The sequence below is a fragment of the Streptomyces sp. VRA16 Mangrove soil genome, assembly GCF_017377775.1.
Classification (GTDB): Bacteria; Actinomycetota; Actinomycetes; order Streptomycetales; family Streptomycetaceae; genus Streptomyces.
Genome location: NZ_JAFVLN010000001.1, coordinates 56,920 through 72,944, shown reverse-complemented (window position 1 = coordinate 72,944; position 16,025 = coordinate 56,920). Strand labels below are relative to the sequence as shown.

Here is a 16,025-nt window from a genome sequence, read left to right as displayed (position 1 = left end):
GCGGGGGCGGTCAGCGGTTGGCGACCGCCTGCTTCACCAGTGTCTTCCCGAAGTCCCACATCAGGCCACCTCCGCCGTGTGCGTCGTCCATCACGGCGGTGAACGCCTCGACGAACCGGTCGACGTCCTGCTCGTCGATCACGAGCGGCGGGATCAGCTTGATGACCTCCAGATGGTCGCCCGAGACCTGTGTCAGGATCCGGTGCTTCTGCAGCAGCGGCACCACGACCATCTGCGCGAACAGGCCCTTGCGGGCGGCCTGAAGCATGGTCCACCGGCTGCGCAGCTTCAGGGACCTGGGCCTGCCGAACTCGATCCCGATCATCAGCCCGCGCCCGCGCACGTCGCTCAGCAGCTCGTAGCGGTCGATGAGTCCGGCGAGCCGGGACTTCAGCAGGTCCCCCATGGCGCGGGCGTTCGCGACGGTCTCCTCGTCCTCCATGACGGACAGGACGGCGAGGCCCGCGGCCATGGCCTGCGCGTTGGAGCCGAAGCTCGCCGAGTGGACGAGGACCCGGTCCATGGACGAGTAGACCTTCTTGAAGATCCAGTCCTTGCCGAGCGTCGCGCCGACCGGCACATAGCCGCCCGAGAGGGCCTTGGCGACGCACACCAGGTCCGGTTCGACACCGTCCTCGTGCTGGTACGCGTAGAAGTCGCCGGTGCGCCCGAGGCCGGTCTGCACCTCGTCGGCGATGAGCAACGCCTTGTGCTGGTGCAGGAGTTGGAGGGCGTCCCGCAGATAGCCGGGCGGCGCCTCGTGGACGCCCTTGCCCTGGATCGGCTCGACGATGAGCCCGGCCACGTCGCCCTTCTTCAACTCCCGCGCCAGGGCGTCGAGATCGCCGAGCGGGACGGCGGTGTCGGGCAGCAGCGGGGCGAAGCCGTCCCGGAAGCCGTCCTCGCCGTTGACCGACAGGGAGCCGGTGGTGAGCCCGTGGAAGGCGTGCGCGCAGTAGAGGACGCGCGGCTTGCCGGTCGCGTACCGGGCGAACTTCAGCGCCGTCTCCACGGCCTCGGTGCCGCTGTTGCCGAAGAACACCCGGTCCAGGTGCGGGCTGTGGGTCAGCAGCCGCTCGGCGAGCAGGCCCGGCAGCGGCTGGCAGTCGAACCGGGTGAGGTCGGCGAGCGAGGCGTCGAGCACGTCGTGCAGCGCCTTGCGCACGACCGGGTGGTGCCGCCCGAGGCCCATGACGCCGAACCCGGCGAGCATGTCCAGGTAGTCGTTGCCGTCGGCGTCCCAGAAGTGCGCGCCCTCGGCCCGCTCGTAGACCTTGTCGAAGCCGATGGTGTGGAGCATCTTCGGCAGCTGGTGGTTGAGGTACTTGGCGTGCAGCTCGTACCGTTCGGCGCCGCGCTCGGCGAGCAGCTTGCCGAGGTCGAACTCCTTGCTCATACGTCGTTCTCCTTGCCGGACTTCAGGCTGTCCTTGCCGGACTTCAAGGTGAGGGAGGCGCCGATCCGTCCGGCGATCTCCACCGGGGTGAGGCCGATGTCGGCCAGCACCTCGCCGCGTTTGGCGTGCGCCAGGAACTGCTCGGGGATCCCGAACCGGCGTACGGGGACGTCGACTTCGGCTTCGCCGAGCGCGAGCGCGACGGCGGATCCGACGCCCGCGGCCTTGCTGTTGTCCTCGACGACGGCGACGAGCTCGTGTCCGGCGGCCAGCTGCGCGAGGTCCGGGTCGACGGGTTTGACCCAACGGGGGTCCACGACCGTGCAGTTGATGCCGCGCGCTTCGAGCAGTTCGGCGGCCTGGAGGCAGACGGGCGCCATGACGCCGACCGACACCAGCAGCACGCGCGCGTCGTCGGCCCGGTGCAGCACGTCGATGCCGCCGATCCGGTCCACGGCCGGGATCGGCGCGCCCACGGACTCCTTGGGGAACCGCAGCATGGTCGGCGCGTCGTCCACGGCCACGGCCTCCCGCAGCTGCGCCCGGAGCTGGTCGGCGTCGCGCGGCGCGGCGATGCGCAGGCCCGGCACGACCTGGAGCACCGACATGTCCCACATGCCGTTGTGCGAGGCGCCGTCGACGCCGGTGACGCCGGCCCGGTCGAGGACGAAGGTGACGCCGCACTTGTGCAGCGCGACGTCCATCAGCAACTGGTCGAAGGCCCGGTTGAGGAAGGTCGCGTACACGGCGACGACCGGGTGCAGCCCGCCCGTCGCCAGCCCGGCGGCCGACACGGCGGCGTGCTGCTCGGCGATCCCGACGTCCCAGACCCGGTCGGGGAACTCGGCGGCGAACTTGGTGAGGCCCACCGGGTGCAGCATGGCGGCGGTGATGGCGACGACGTCCTCCCGCTCCCGCCCGATCGCCGCGATCTCGTCGCCGAACACCGAGGTCCAGGAGGGACCGTTGGAGGGTGCGAGCGGCTCGCACGTCAGCGGGTCCATCACGCCGACGGTGTGGAACCGGTCGGCCTCGTCCGCGAGCGCCGGCTCGTAGCCGCGCCCCTTCTCCGTCAGACAGTGCACGAGGACGGGCCCGTGGAAGCGCTTGGCGCGCCGCAGCGCGGACTCCACGGCCCCGACGTCGTGCCCGTCGATGGGTCCCACGTACTTCAGGCCGAGGTCCTCGAACATGCCCTGCGGCGCGAACGCGTCCTTGAAGCCCTTCTTGGCGCCGTGCAGGGACTCGTACACCGTGTGCCCGATGACCGGGGTGCGCAGGAGCACGTCCTTGCCCCAGGCCAGCACCTTCTCGTACGAGTCCGTGGTCCTCAGGGTCGCGAGGTGGTTGGCGAGGCCGCCGATGGTCGGCGCGTAGGAGCGCTCGTTGTCGTTGACGACGATGATCAGCGGCCGGTCCTTGGCGGCGGCGATGTTGTTCAACGCCTCCCAGGCCATGCCGCCGGTCAGCGCCCCGTCACCGATGACGGCGACGACATGGCCGCGCTCCCCCTGCACCTGCCGCGCCTTGGCGAGGCCGTCGGCCCAGCCGAGCGCGGTCGACGCGTGGCTGTTCTCGACGATGTCGTGCTCGGACTCCTCGCGCGAGGGATAGCCGGACAGGCCGCCCTTGCCGCGCAGTTTGCTGAAGTCCTGCCGGCCCGTCAAAAGCTTGTGGACGTAGCTCTGGTGGCCGGTGTCCCAGACGAGCCGGTCGACGGGCGACTCGAAGACCCGGTGGAGCGCGATGGAGAGTTCCACCACGCCCAGATTGGGTCCGAGGTGACCGCCGGTCCTGGCGACCGCGTGAATCAGGAACTCCCTGATCTCCGCGGCCAGTACGTCGAGCTCCTCCTCACTCAGCGCCTTCAGATCGCGCGGCCCCCGGATGGTGTCCAGAATCGTCACGCTCGAGCCCCCTTCCTGGTCGAACTCAGAACGCTGTCCTCGACAGGCAGCACTCAGCTCACGGTGACGTCAGGCGCGCCCGACGCGACGCCGTCCTTCTCCATCTGCTCGGCGATCTTCATCGCCTCGTCGATGAGCGTCTCCACGATCTTCGACTCGGGCACGGTCTTGATGACCTCGCCCTTGACGAAGATCTGCCCCTTGCCGTTCCCCGACGCGACGCCGAGATCGGCCTCCCGCGCCTCCCCCGGGCCGTTCACCACACACCCCATGACGGCCACCCGCAGCGGCACCTCCATACCTTCGAGGCCCGCGCTCACCTCGTCGGCGAGCTTGTAGACGTCCACCTGGGCACGCCCGCACGACGGGCAGGACACGATCTCCAGGCGCCGCTGCCGCAGGCCGAGGGACTCCAGGATCTGGATGCCGACCTTGCACTCCTCGGCGGGCGGCGCGGACAGCGAGACCCGGATGGTGTCGCCGATGCCCTCGGACAGCAGCGCCCCGAAGGCCACGGCGGACTTGATGGTCCCCTGGAAGGCCGGGCCCGCCTCCGTGACGCCCAGGTGCAACGGGTAGTCGCAGGCGGCGGCGAGCTGCCGGTAGGCGTTCACCATCACCACGGGGTCGTTGTGCTTGACGGAGATCTTGATGTCGCGGAAACCGTGCTCCTCGAAGAGCGACGCCTCCCACAGCGCCGACTCGACGAGCGCCTCCGGGGTGGCCTTCCCGTACTTCTGCAGCAGCCGCCGGTCGAGCGAGCCCGCGTTGACCCCGATCCGGATCGGGGTCCCGGCGTCGGACGCGGCCCGTGCGATCTGCTTGACCTGGTCGTCGAACTTCTTGATGTTGCCGGGGTTCACCCGGACCGCCGCGCATCCGGCGTCGATCGCGGCGAACACGTACTTCGGCTGGAAGTGGATGTCCGCGATGACGGGGATCTGCGACTTGCGGGCGATGGTCGCCAGCGCGTCCGCGTCGTCCTGGGTGGGGCACGCCACGCGCACGATCTGGCAGCCGGAGGCGGTCAGTTCGGCGATCTGCTGCAGCGTGGCCCCGATGTCGGAGGTCCGCGTCGTTGTCATCGACTGCACGGACACCGGTGCGCCGCCCCCCACCGCCACCGGTCCGACCTGGATCTGACGGCTGACCCGCCGTTCAGCGATAGGCCGGACCGGTACCTCGGGGAGGCCCAGTGAGACAGGCTCTCCGGAATTCATGCCACGCTCACCCACGATTCCCGGCGACGGTCTCGGACATGGCGCGGATGGACTCCCGCAGCGACCCCATGGTGGCGAGCACGGCCGTCGGCTCGTAGCCGCAGTGCGCCATGCAGTTGGCGCAGCGCGGGTCCTTGCCGCGTCCGTACGCCTCCCAGTCGGTGTCCTCGATGAGCTGCCGGTACGTCGGCACGTACCCGTCGCTCATCAGGTAGCAGGGCTTCTGCCAGCCGAACAGCGAGTAGTTCGGGATGGCCCACGCCGTGCACGGGAAGTCGACCTTCCCTTCCAGGAAGTCGAGGAACAGCGGCGAGTGGTTGAGCCGCCAGCGCCGCCGGTTGCCGCCCGCGAAGGCCTTCTTGAACAGCTCGCGGGTCTGCGTGACGCCGAGGAAGTGCTCCTGGTCGGGAGCCTTCTCGTAGGCGTAGGCGGGCGAGATCATCATCTCGTCGACCTTGATGTCGTCGTTGAGGTAGTTGAGCACCTCGATGATGTTCTGCGGGGTGTCCGTGTTGAAGAAGGTGGAGTTCGTGGTGACCCGGAAGCCGCGCCGCTTGGCCTCCTTGATCGCCGCGATCGCCTCGTCGAAGACGCCTTCCTTGGCGACGGACTCGTCGTGGCGCTCGCGCATCCCGTCGATGTGCACGGTGAACGCGAAGAACGGCGACGGCTTGAACTTGTCCATCTTCTTGCGCAGCAGCATCGCATTGGTGCACAGGAAGACGTACTTCTTCCGGGCCACCAACTGCCGCACGATCTCATCGATCTGAGGGTGCATCAGCGGCTCGCCGCCGGCGATGGACACCATCGGCGCGCCGGATTCGAGCACGGCCCCGACGGCCTGCGCGACCGGCATGCGCTGCTTGAGCACCCCGGCCGGGTGCTGGATCTTGCCGCAGCCCTCGCACTTCAGGTTGCAGGCGTACAGCGGTTCCAGTTCGACAATGAGCGGGAACTTGTCCCGCTTGCGGATCTTCTGTTCGGCGAGATACGTCGCAACCTTGATGGACTGACGAAGCGGCATGGCCATCTGGCTCACCTCCGAGGGAGCAGCAAAGAACGGTGCCATTCGAAAAATGCGGGGAGGACGGCACGAAGAACACGGAAAGCAGATAGTCCACCGCGTACCGTGCCGATCCGGACGAGTTCATGTTCTGGGGCGTCGACGACCACCCGGACGGCCGCAACCGGTCTTCCTCCGGTGCGGGCCGCCGTGCGCAGCGTGGCCGCGGACTCCATGTCGACGGCGATCGCGCCGGTGGCGAGCAGGTCGCCCCGCTCGTGACCGCGCACGACGTGGTCGGACCCGATCAGCGGACCCGTGTGCACGGTCTGCCCGGGAACGGCCTTCACCAGCTCCTGCACGAGCAGCTCGGTGCCCGCGCACAGGGTGCTGCCGTGCGCGTCGCGGGTCTCCTCGGCCACGACGAGATCGCCGGGGTGCATGCCGGGGGCGAGCCCGGCGCAGAACCCGGTGGCGACCACCGAGGCGTCACGCAGGACGCCGTCACCGAGAGCGCGGGTCACCGCGCGTTCGGCCGCCTTGGGCCCCATGCCCGTACGCAGCACGGTCACGGGGGCGCTGGCCCCGGCCCGGCTGCCGGTGCGCAGGGCGAGGTGTTCGATGCCCAGCGCGCAGGCGACGAGCAGCGGCGCGGTCTCCGGCGGGCCCATCGCCGCCGGGTTGTCGGCCATCAGCTGTCCTTGTCACTGAACGGCTCGCCGTGGATGTACCGGCCGAGCGCGGTCAGCGGGAAGACCTGCCGGTACAGGTGGTAGTTGATCGAGAAGTCCCAGGGGAAGCCGGTACCGGTGAAGTACGGCTCGTCCCAGGTCCCGTCCTCGGTCTGGGTCTCCGCGAGGAAGGTGATGCCCCGCTCGACGGCCTTGCTGTCCCGCTCGCCCGCCGACAGCAGCGCCATCAGCGCCCAGGCCGTCTGCGAGGCGGTGGAGACGCCGTGGCCCTTCCAGTCCTCGTAGCGGTACGAGCGCAGGTCCTCGCCCCAGCCGCCGTCCTCGTTCTGCACGGACTCCAGCCAGCTCACCGCGCGACGGATCGCGGGGTGCGCGGTGGGCATCCCCGCGGCGACGAGCGCGGGCACCACGGACCCCGTCCCGTAGACGTAGTTGACGCCCCAGCGGCCGAACCAGGCGCCGTTGTCCTCCTGTTCGGCCAGGAGCCACTCGATGCCGCGCCGGGTGCGCGGGTCGTGCGAGCGGCCCTCGATCGCGAGCATCTCGACGACGTGGCCGGTGACGTCGGCGGACGGCGGGTCGATGACCTCGCCGAAGTCGCAGAACGGCAGCCGGTTGGGGAACGGGCTGGTGTTGTCGACGTCGAAGGCGCCCCACGCCCCGTTCTTCGACTGCATGCCGAGGTTCCAGCGCACGCCGCGCTCGATGGCCTTCTCCATGCGCACCTTGTCGGGGTGCTGGACGCGGCGCAGCGCGAGCACGACCTCGGCGGTGTCGTCGATGTCCGGGTAGTTGTCGTTGTGGAACTCGAACGCCCAGCCGCCGGGCTCCAGTCGGGGCTTGCGCACGGACCAGTCACCCGGCCGGTCGATCTGCTCGTCGAGCATCCAGGTGGCGGCCTTGACGAGCGCCGGGTGATCGGCGGGCAGTCCGGCGTCGGCGAGCGCGATGGTCGCGAGGCAGGTGTCCCACACCGGCGACTGACACGCCTCGATCATCCGGGCCCCGTCCTCGCGCCACACGGCGAACCGGTCCAGGGACTCCAACCCGGCCTTGAGTACGGGGTGTTCGAGGTCGTAGCCGAGCAGGTGCAGGGCGATGACGGAGTACACCGCGGGCGGCTGGATGCCGCCCCAGCAGCCGTCGTTCTCCTGCCGCTCGATGATCCAGCGGGCCGCCGAGTTGATGGCGGCCTTGCGCAGCCGCTTCAGGGCCACCTTGTGGTAGCCGTGCATCAGCTTGTCGAGCCGCTGGAACGCACCGTCCCAACTCGCCACCGGGGCCAGGGGTTTGGCGGGGTTGGGATCGCGGGCGTCGGTGTGCAGTTCGTCGAGCGGGAACGGCGCGGGCCGCACCGGGCGTTTCGCGGACACCACGGTGAGCGGCACGATGGTCTGCCGCGCCCAGCATCCGAAGTCGTAGATGTTGAGCGGCATCCACTTCGGGAAGTAGATGAGCTCCGGCGGGAGTTCGGGGAGGTCGTCCCACTTCCACCAGCCGAACAGGGCGAGCCAGATCCGGGTGAAGACACGGCTCGCGGCGATGCCGCCGCGCTCCCTGATCCACGCGGAGGCCTTCGCCATGTGGGGGTCGTCGGGGGCGTCGCCGGCCAGCCGCAGGGCGACGTACGCCTCGATGGTGGTGGAGAGTTCGCCGGGTCCGCCGTAGAAGGTGGCCCAGGTGCCGTCCTCGCGCTGTTCGCCGCGGATGAAGAGGGCGGAGGCGTCGGTGGTGGCCCGGTCGCGGATGCCGAGGAACTGCCGCAGCAGCAGGTCCTCCGCGTCCATCGTCACGTTCGTGTCGAGGTCGCCCTTCCACCACCCCTGGGCGTCCTGCCGGGCGAGCAGGAAGTCCGTGGCGCGCTGTATGGCTCGGCTGGCGGCTTCTTGTGTCCCGGCCGCGTCGGGGGTCGTTTCGGTCAGGTGGGCAGTGGTGGCCGAGGTCGCCTCGGGAGCCGCGGCTCCGGTGCTTCCGTCGGTCGTCGCTGTCATGGCTATCCCTTCATGCAGTGGTTCAGATCTGCTGGGTAACCGTCGGCCGATGCCCTGGCGGGGCATCGGCCGGCGACTGCGAGTCATATGCGGCCGATAGCGATCATCTCTTTCGTACGACGACGAAGTCGGCGAGCGCCGCGAACTGGGCGCGCACCGAGGCGGGCATCTGGACGGTGTCCAGGGCTTCGAGGGCCACCTTGTGCTGGCGCCTGGCCTCCTCGGCGGTCCATTCGCGCCCGCCGGCCTCCTCGATGAGGGCGGCGCGGACGGCGAACTCCGCCTCGGAGAAGTTGTCGAAGTCGTTGTTCTTGGCGTCGGCGGCGAGCAGTTCGCCGAGCCGCTCGGAGGCCGGGCCGCCCGCGGCGAGCGCCGCGACGACCGGCAGCGACTTCTTGCGCTGGCGCAGGTCGCTCCAGGTCTGCTTGCCCGTCGACTCCGGGTCGCCCCAGATGCCGAGCAGGTCGTCGACGGCCTGGAAGGCGAGGCCCAGGTGGTAGCCGTACTTCTCCAGGGCGTCGGCGGTGGCGTCGTCGGCGCCGCCGAGGACCGCGCCGATGGAGGAGGCGCAGGCGAGCAGGGCGCCGGTCTTGTTGCCCTCCATCTCCAGGCACTCCTCGACGCTGACGCGCTCGCGGTGCTCGTAGGAGATGTCCTGCGCCTGACCGTCGATCAGGGCGCGGGTGGCGGTGGTGAGCCGGCGGGTGGCGCGGCCGGCGTCGACGGAGGCGATCTCCAGGAGCACCTCGTTGGCGAGGGCGAACAGCGCGTCGCCGACGAGGATCGCCTGCGCCGGGCCGTGCACCTTCCACACCGTGTCGCGGTGGCGGCGCTGCTCGTCGCCGTCCATCAGGTCGTCGTGCAGCAGCGAGAAGTTGTGGACCAGCTCCACCGCGACCGCTCCGGGCACGCCGACCTCGGCGGCGGCGCCCGCGGCCTGCGCGGAGAGCACGGCGAGTGCGGGACGCACGGCCTTGCCGCCGTCGCCGTCCGCGGGGTTGCCTTCGGCGTCGATCCAGCCGAAGTGGTAGGCGGCGACGGTGTCCATGGGCGGCGCGAGCCGGTCCACGGCCTTCCTCAGGACCGGCGTGGCCAGGGTTCGGCCGCGCTCCAGAAGCGCGGTCACGTCCACCGCGTCGGCAGCCGCTTCGGCCGAGGGCACAGGTGGCACAGTCTCTCCCATGTGTGACGATTCCGGCATTTCAGCCGTTGTTGATGTGCGCGCCGTTTCCGGCGTTTCCAGCGAGGGAAGTTCAAGGCTCACGCCGCCTCCCGGAACAGATGGCCGCGGGGGCGGCCCAGTGCGGCAAGGGCCGCGTCCGCGGCGCCGACCCCGCTGCGAACTGCACTTTCCATCGTCGCGGGCCAACCGGTGGCGGTCCATGCACCGGCCACGTAGAGACCGGGGACACGGGTGCGCGCGGCGGGCCGAAGGGCGCCCGTCCCGGGGGTCGGCGCGAACGTGGCCGTGCGCTCCCGGGTCACGAAGAAGTCGTGCACCTTCGCGCCGCGCGCCGCCGGAAGCAACCTTTCCAGTTCGGGCAGGTAGCGCTCCCGCAGCACGGCGACGGGCTCGTCGATCTCGTCCTGCGCGGCGGACTGCGAGACGGCCAGGTACTGCCCCTCGGTCAGTCCGGACGCCTCGGTGCGGTCGAAGACCCACTGGACCGGGGAGCCGAGCGCGGTGAAGAACGGGCGCTTGAGCACCTTCCGGTCGTACACGACGTGCAGGTTCAGGATCGGCGCGGTGCCGATGTCGAGCAGTCGGTCCTGGCCGTCGAGCGCGCCGTCCGGCAGCAGTCCGTGCGTCTCGCGCTGCGGCACCGCGAGCACGACGGTGTCGGCGGCGAGGATCTGGCCGGAACTGTCGGGCCCCTCGGGAACCTCGACCGCCCAACGCCCGTTCTCCGTAGGGGAGATGGAGGTGACCCGTGTACGGAGTTCGGTGCGTACGCCCGCGGAGTCGAGCGCCTTGCGGGCGAGAGTGTCGTGGATGTCACCGAGGGGCACCCGGGCCCAGCCGATGTCGGCGGCTCCGGGATCGGACAGCAGCCCGGTCTTGAACACCATGGCGGCAAGGGCCAGCGAGGCCTCGCCCGCCACCGCGTTCAGGGTCGCGATCCCGACCAGGTCCCACAGCGCCTCGATGGCCCGCTGCGACTGACCGTGCTCGGCCAGCCAGGAGCCGAAGTCCCGCTCGTCGAGCGCGGGATCGGTGAGGTCGAGGCCCTTGAGGGCGAGCGCGGCACGTCCGACGTTGGCCCGCTCGGCCAGCGTCAGATGCGGGTAGGTGGCCAGGCTCATGGCCAGGTGCAGCGGCACGGGCAGTGCCGTGCGCCGCAGCCGGCCGAGCCGGTTCTTCCCGGCGTCGAGTACCGGCACGTCAAGACGTTCCTGCAAGGGGGCGAGCGACGCGCCGTCGATGCGGTCGAGGAACCAGCGGTAGGCGGTGCAGCAGCGCAGATACACGTGCTGGCCGTTGTCGACCGTCAGGTCGCCGCGCTTGAAGGAGAAGGCGAGCCCGCCGAGCCGGGGGCGGCCCTCCAGGAGCGTGACGTCCATGCCGCCGTCGGCGAGTGCGAGCGCGGCCGTGATGCCCGCGAGCCCGCCGCCGACGACGACCCCGACGGGCCGTGACGACTCGTCGGGCGATGCGTCCCCGTTGCTGCTCATGCGCCCTCTCCCTCGGCAGTGCCCGTGGTACGTACGACCAGCGTGTGGCGGGTTTCGACGGATGTGACGAACCTGCGACCGGTCGTTGCATGCAGGGACGCCACGCCGCCGCGGAGGGTTGCCCGCCGCTTCGGGTTCGCCATGCCGCCGGGAACACCACGGCCCGCAATGCCCATCAGGCGCGCCTCCTGAGAGCCGTGCGCGCCGACGAGCGGGAGACGGTACGGGCGTCGAGCCCGGACAGGCCGCGCACGGCGACGTACGCCTTCTCGTGACCGGGCAGCGAGACGCGCCCGCGCAGCACGGCCTCGGGCTCGCGCTCGATGCGGTCGAGCAGTCGCCGGTAGATACCGGCCATCGCGGCGACGCAGGCGCCGGAGCGCCGGTCGAGCAGGGGAAGGAGCTGGTAGCCCTCGGCGAACAGGGCGCGGGCCCGGCGCACCTCGAAGTGCACGAGCCCGGCGAAGTCCGACCCCGCGGGCGGGACCGCGGAGTCGAACCCGGTCGAGCAGCCGAACTTGGCGAGGTCGTCGGCGGGCAGGTAGGTGCGCCCGTCGGCGGCGTCCTCGCGAACGTCCCGCAGGATATTGGTCAGTTGAAGCGCGAGCCCGAGCGTGTCGGCGTACTCGGGCGCTCGCTCGGCGCCGCGCGCCCCCGGCTCGGTCCCGAAGACGCCCAGGGAGACCCGTCCGATGGCGCCGGCGACGCACCGGCAGTACACCTTCAGGTCGTCCCAGGTCTCGTACGTCTCGCCGCGCAGGTCCATCAGGACGCCGTCGATGAGTTCGTCGAGCCCGCCGAGCGGGATCGGGAAGCGGTCGGCGGCGTGCGCGAGGGCGACGGCCACCGGGTCGGTGTCGTCCTCCTCGACCTTGCCGTTCTGCACTCTCGCCAGCAGCGCCCGGGTCTCGTCGAGCCGCTGCGCCTTGACGTCCGGCGGCAGCGTGCCGTCGCCGATGTCGTCGACGCGGCGCGAGAACGCGTACACCGCCGACATGGCCCGCCGCTTCGCGGTCGGCAACAGTCGGATGCCGTAGGCGAAATTGCGTGCCTGCTGGCCGGTGACGGTCTCGCAGTAGCTGTATGCGGCGAGCACCGGTGCCGACACGTGCTGATCAGACTCCACGGCCTTGCTCACCCCTCTCCTCGCAGAGTCGCTCCCACCTCGCGCAGCAGCCGGAGCTTGGTGGGCTTCGGTGGTCCAGGAAGGACGTCGTACTTCGCGGCGGCGATCGCATGGACCGCAGCCTTCCCCCCTGCCACGAAACCGGCCAGCAGCAGCTTCAATCTGCCGTGGACGCTACCCACGAGGGGGGTGCCTTCATTCAAGAGCCGCAGGGCGCGATCCGCTTCGAACGCGACCAGGGCGCGCACCGAGGCGCCTGCGGTCGGTGCGGCGAGATCCGCCTCCTGGACGTGGAACTGTTTCATGTCCTCTGCGGGCAGGTAGATGCGGTCGCGGCCGAGATCCTCGGCCACGTCCTGCAGGTGTTCCACGATCTGCAGTCCCGTGCAGACCGCGTCCGAGCGCCGGATGCGCTCGGGGGTCGAGGTGCCGGTGATGGCGAGGACGAGACGGCCGACGGGGTTGGCGGACAGCTCGCAGTAGGCGAGCAGGTCGTCGTAGGTCTCGTAGCGCGTGACCAGCTGGTCCTGGCGGTTGGCCTGGACGAGGCCGAGGAACGGCTCGGGGGTGAGCGAACGGCGGCGGACGGTGGGCTGCAGGGCGCGCAGCAGGGGGTGGCGCGGGGTCCCGTCGAAGACGCGGTGCAGGTCGGCCTCGAAGGCGTCCAGCATCGCGAGCCGGTCGTCGGCCCGTTCGAGTGAGACGCCCAGGTGTCGGGCGTCCGCGCCGCCGGGAGCGAGGTCGCCGTCCCCGATGTCGTCGACCAGGCGCGCGAAGCCGTACACGGCCATCAGGTCGTCGCGCCACGCGCGCGGCAGGAAGGCGGGGGCCACCGGGAAGTTCTCGTCGGCGGCCTTGTCGAGGGTGGCGTCCGTCGTGGAGTCCGGGCGCACACGAGAGGATGCGCTCACCGCGCGCGGTCCGCTTCCGGAACGACGGCGAAAGCCTCGTGGACCTGGAGAGTTTCCGTAGCCATTGCCGTCACATCTCCCGTTCTACACTGCGGACCCAATACATCCTATTTCGGACACGCCGCCCGGCCGTCCCCACAACCGACCCTCCCCCATCAGGCCCGGAAGCCGTGCAATATCGCCCCACTTGCCGCGATTCGGCACCGGTACAGCTTACGTTGTACAACGACGGCCGCCACGGCGGGGTGTTCTGCACATCACAACAACACACCGATTGACGCCAAGATTCCCTGGGCGCAAGGAAGTTGACCTCTCCTTGACCACGGTCGGAACCCCGGCCGGAATCTAGTTGGCCTGTACAGGCATATCAAAGGCCCCACCGCCACGAGCCGGTGGGGCCTTAAGACGTCGACAACGGGTTCGCGGGTTACTTGCCCGTGAACTTCTCGTACTCCTTGAGTACCTCGGCCGTCGGACCGTCCATACGCAGTTCGCCCCGCTCCAGCCACAGAACGCGGTCACAGGTGTCGCGGATGGACTTGTTGTTGTGGCTGACGAGGAAGACCGTGCCGGCCTCCTTGCGCAGCTCACGGATGCGGGCCTCGGAACGCTTCTGGAACTTGCGGTCACCCGTGGCCAGGGCCTCGTCGATCATGAGGACGTCGTGGTCCTTGGCGGCCGCGATGGAGAAGCGCAGGCGCGCCGCCATGCCGGACGAGTACGTCCGCATGGGGAGCGTGATGAAGTCGCCCTTCTCGTTGATGCCCGAGAAGTCGACGATGTCCTGATAGCGCGCCTTGATCTCCTCGCGCGGCATACCCATGGCCAGGCCGCCGAGGATGACGTTGCGCTCGCCCGTCAGGTCGTTCATCAGGGCCGCGTTGACGCCGAGCAGTGAGGGCTGGCCGTCGGTGTAGACCTTGCCCTTCTCGGCGGGCAGCAGGCCCGCGATGGCGCGCAGCAGCGTCGACTTGCCCGATCCGTTCGAGCCGATCAGGCCGATGGCCTCGCCGCGGTAGGAGGTGAAGGAGACGCCACGTACGGCGTGCACCTTTCGGACGCCGCGCTCCTCCCCGCGCCTGAGTATGCGGCTCAGCGCCGAGGTGGCGCTGCCCTTGCCCGTCCTGGCGCCGTTGACGCGGTAGACGATGTGCAGTTCGTCGGCGATGACCGTGGGGATCCGGGCATCGGACGTCTTGTCGAGATCAGCCACGGCCGTACCGCTCCTCTGCCTTCCAGAAGTAGACGAAGCCGCCGACGGCGACGACCACGGCCCAGCCGAGCGCGACCACCCAGACGTGCGGCGGCAGGTTGTCGGAACCGTAGCCGTCGATGAGCGCGAAGCGGATCAGGTCCATGTAGATGGCCGCGGGGTTGTACTGCAGGACGTCCGCGATCCACTGCGGCTTGTCCTTCAGCATGACCGGGATCGAGAACATGACGCCGGACGCGTACATCCACGTACGCATCACGAACGGCATGAGCTGCGCGAGGTCGGGGGTCTTCGAGCCCGCCCTGGCCATGATCAGCGCCAGGCCCATGTTGAAGCAGAACTGCAGGGCGAGGGCCGGGACGATCAGCAGCCACGACAGGCTCGGGTAGCTGCCGAAGCCGCACGCCACGATGAACAGCACGATCATCGAGAACAGCAGCTGCTGGAGCTGCTGCAGCGCGAACGAGATGGGCAGCGACGCCCGCGGGAAGTGCAGGGCGCGCACGAGGCCGAGGTTGCCGGCGATCGCCCGCACGCCCGCCATCACGGACGACTGCGTGAACGTGAAGACGAAGACACCGGTCACCAGGAACGGGATGAACACGTCGTGCGACATGCCCTTGCTGGTGCCCAGGATCAGGCCGAAGATCAAGTAGTAGACGACGGCGTTGAGCAGCGGCGTCGCCACCTGCCAGACCTGGCCGAGCTTGGCCTGGCTGTACTGGGCGGTCAGCTTCGCCTGCGAGAAGGCGATGATGAAGTGCCGCCGGCCCCACAGCTGGCGTACGTACTCGCCCAGGCCGGGGCGGGCACCGCTGACGGACAAGCCGTACTTGGCGGCGAGCTCGGCAGGGGAGAGCCCGTCGTCGGGCGACGGGGGCGCGGTCACCGCGACTCCGCCGTCATGCGTTGTCTCACTCACAGAAGGGAACTTTCGTCTTCAAAAGCGCAGCCTGGTCGGGCATCGGCACAAGCAGAGGACAGGTTTCGCCCCGCATGCTCTCAGAGAAGAGCTTGTCAGATCACGGGAGGTCGGCCCAGTCGGGTGAGCCGCCACACGGTACGCCATTTCATGGGCCGCCGGGGGCCGCAGGGGCTGGTCCAGCCCTCTTTGAACCCGCCGAACCATGCCTTGAGGGCAGGGCCCGAAGGGCGGCGCACCAGGGTGAGCAGCAGCCACACCCCGAGGTAGACGGGGACCAGCGGCGCCGGCAGATTGCGCCGGGCGAGCCAGACGCGGTTGCGGGCGACCATCCGGTGGTAGACCGCGTGCCGGGACGGGGCCGTGGTCGGGTGGTGCAGCACCATGTCGGCGCGGTAGTCGATCATCCAGCCCGCGTCGAGGGCACGCCAGGCGAGGTCGGTCTCCTCGTGGGCGTAGAAGAACTCGTCGGGCAGCCCGCCGACCTCGGCGATGACCCGGGTGCGGCAGGCGTTGGCGCCGCCGAGGAAGGTCGTCACACGCGAGGAGCGCATCGGGTCGGCGGCGCGCAGGCGCGGGACGTGCCGGCGCTGGGTGACGCCCGTCTCCGGGTCGGCGATGCGGAAGCTGACGATGCCGAGCTTCGGGTCGGCGGCGAAGGCCTCGCGGCACTTCTGGGCCGTGTCCGTGAGCGGCAGCAGGCCGTCGTCGTCCAGGAACATCAGGATGTCGACGTCGGAGCCCGAGGGACCGAAGGCTTCGATGCCGACGTTGCGGCCGCCGGGGATGCCGAGGTTCTCGGGCAGCTCCACGGTGCGTACGCCCTCGGGGACGTCGGGAACCGGGGAGCCGTTGCCGACGACGACCACCTCGACCGGGTCGCCTTCCTGCTTGGCGACCGAGTCGAGGAGCGCGCGGAGTTCGGCCGGGCGGTTGCCCATGGTGATGACGACCGCACCGACCTTCAGCCG

13 protein-coding genes are annotated in these 16,025 nt (G+C 69.9%); all 13 read right to left on the bottom strand.

Going from position 1 to position 16,025, the window contains the following annotated elements; genetic code table 11:
* Nucleotides 1–10: 10 nt before the first annotated feature.
* The 13 genes from J3486_RS00335 to J3486_RS00275 all read right to left on the bottom strand — a co-directional run bounded on the left by J3486_RS00335 (nucleotide 11) and on the right by J3486_RS00275 (nucleotide 15,995).
* Complete coding sequence (locus tag J3486_RS00335) at nucleotides 11–1,396, bottom strand: aspartate aminotransferase family protein (protein WP_207817868.1); 1,386 nt, start codon at nucleotides 1,394–1,396, stop codon at nucleotides 11–13.
* Nucleotides 1,393–3,303 (bottom strand): 1-deoxy-D-xylulose-5-phosphate synthase, encoded by a 1,911-nt coding sequence (gene dxs, locus J3486_RS00330; RefSeq protein ID WP_207817867.1) that lies wholly within the window; start codon nucleotides 3,301–3,303, stop codon nucleotides 1,393–1,395. The genes J3486_RS00335 and dxs overlap by 4 nt, the downstream gene beginning before the upstream one ends.
* A 53-nt stretch (nucleotides 3,304–3,356) precedes the next feature.
* The gene (gene ispG, locus J3486_RS00325; RefSeq protein WP_207817866.1) at nucleotides 3,357–4,523 is read right to left on the bottom strand and encodes a flavodoxin-dependent (E)-4-hydroxy-3-methylbut-2-enyl-diphosphate synthase; all 1,167 of its coding nucleotides are present in this window, start codon (nucleotides 4,521–4,523) and stop codon (nucleotides 3,357–3,359) included.
* A gap of 7 nt (nucleotides 4,524–4,530) precedes the next feature.
* The gene (gene hpnH, locus J3486_RS00320; RefSeq protein ID WP_207817865.1) at nucleotides 4,531–5,553 is read right to left on the bottom strand and encodes an adenosyl-hopene transferase HpnH; all 1,023 of its coding nucleotides are present in this window, start codon (nucleotides 5,551–5,553) and stop codon (nucleotides 4,531–4,533) included.
* 5 nt (nucleotides 5,554–5,558) lie between these two features.
* Nucleotides 5,559–6,218, bottom strand: a complete 660-nt coding sequence (locus tag J3486_RS00315; RefSeq protein WP_207817864.1) for a 1-hydroxy-2-methyl-2-butenyl 4-diphosphate reductase — start codon at nucleotides 6,216–6,218, stop codon at nucleotides 5,559–5,561.
* Nucleotides 6,218–8,209: a squalene--hopene cyclase gene (gene shc, locus J3486_RS00310; RefSeq protein WP_207817863.1), complete on the bottom strand. Its 1,992-nt coding sequence runs from the start codon at nucleotides 8,207–8,209 to the stop codon at nucleotides 6,218–6,220. Before shc ends, J3486_RS00315 begins: the two co-directional genes overlap by 1 nt.
* Before the next feature lie 103 nt (nucleotides 8,210–8,312).
* Nucleotides 8,313–9,410: a polyprenyl synthetase family protein gene (locus J3486_RS00305; protein ID WP_207817862.1), complete on the bottom strand. Its 1,098-nt coding sequence runs from the start codon at nucleotides 9,408–9,410 to the stop codon at nucleotides 8,313–8,315.
* 59 nt (nucleotides 9,411–9,469) lie between these two features.
* On the bottom strand, nucleotides 9,470–10,882 hold the full coding sequence (gene hpnE / locus J3486_RS00300; RefSeq protein WP_207817861.1) for a hydroxysqualene dehydroxylase HpnE: 1,413 nt from the start codon (nucleotides 10,880–10,882) through the stop codon (nucleotides 9,470–9,472).
* A 175-nt stretch (nucleotides 10,883–11,057) separates the two neighbouring features.
* Nucleotides 11,058–12,020, bottom strand: coding sequence for a presqualene diphosphate synthase HpnD (gene hpnD / locus J3486_RS00295; protein WP_207817860.1), 963 nt, complete (start codon nucleotides 12,018–12,020; stop codon nucleotides 11,058–11,060).
* On the bottom strand, nucleotides 12,017–12,919 hold the full coding sequence (hpnC, locus tag J3486_RS00290) for a squalene synthase HpnC (protein ID WP_307804638.1): 903 nt from the start codon (nucleotides 12,917–12,919) through the stop codon (nucleotides 12,017–12,019). Before hpnC ends, hpnD begins: the two co-directional genes overlap by 4 nt.
* 427 nt (nucleotides 12,920–13,346) lie before the next feature.
* A complete protein-coding gene (locus J3486_RS00285; RefSeq protein ID WP_207817859.1) occupies nucleotides 13,347–14,132 on the bottom strand; it encodes an ABC transporter ATP-binding protein in 786 nt (261 codons plus the stop codon).
* Nucleotides 14,125–15,054 (bottom strand): ABC transporter permease, encoded by a 930-nt coding sequence (locus tag J3486_RS00280; protein ID WP_207817858.1) that lies wholly within the window; start codon nucleotides 15,052–15,054, stop codon nucleotides 14,125–14,127. Before J3486_RS00280 ends, J3486_RS00285 begins: the two co-directional genes overlap by 8 nt.
* A gap of 95 nt (nucleotides 15,055–15,149) precedes the next feature.
* A complete protein-coding gene (locus J3486_RS00275; RefSeq protein ID WP_207818866.1) occupies nucleotides 15,150–15,995 on the bottom strand; it encodes a glycosyltransferase family 2 protein in 846 nt (281 codons plus the stop codon).
* Between the last annotated feature and the right edge of the window lie 30 nt (nucleotides 15,996–16,025).

What these genes read in the sequence shown, in the direction of transcription:
- J3486_RS00275 (WP_207818866.1), bottom strand. Translation starts at nt 15,995, where the DNA reads ATGGGCAACCGCCCGGCCGAACTCCGCGCGCTCCTCGACTCGGTCGCC.
- shc (WP_207817863.1), bottom strand. Translation starts at nt 8,209, where the DNA reads ATGACAGCGACGACCGACGGAAGCACCGGAGCCGCGGCTCCCGAGGCG.
- J3486_RS00315 (WP_207817864.1), bottom strand. Translation starts at nt 6,218, where the DNA reads ATGGCCGACAACCCGGCGGCGATGGGCCCGCCGGAGACCGCGCCGCTG.
- hpnE (WP_207817861.1), bottom strand. Translation starts at nt 10,882, where the DNA reads ATGAGCAGCAACGGGGACGCATCGCCCGACGAGTCGTCACGGCCCGTC.
- J3486_RS00335 (WP_207817868.1), bottom strand. Translation starts at nt 1,396, where the DNA reads ATGAGCAAGGAGTTCGACCTCGGCAAGCTGCTCGCCGAGCGCGGCGCC.
- hpnH (WP_207817865.1), bottom strand. Translation starts at nt 5,553, where the DNA reads ATGGCCATGCCGCTTCGTCAGTCCATCAAGGTTGCGACGTATCTCGCC.
- J3486_RS00305 (WP_207817862.1), bottom strand. Translation starts at nt 9,410, where the DNA reads ATGCCGGAATCGTCACACATGGGAGAGACTGTGCCACCTGTGCCCTCG.
- ispG (WP_207817866.1), bottom strand. Translation starts at nt 4,523, where the DNA reads ATGAATTCCGGAGAGCCTGTCTCACTGGGCCTCCCCGAGGTACCGGTC.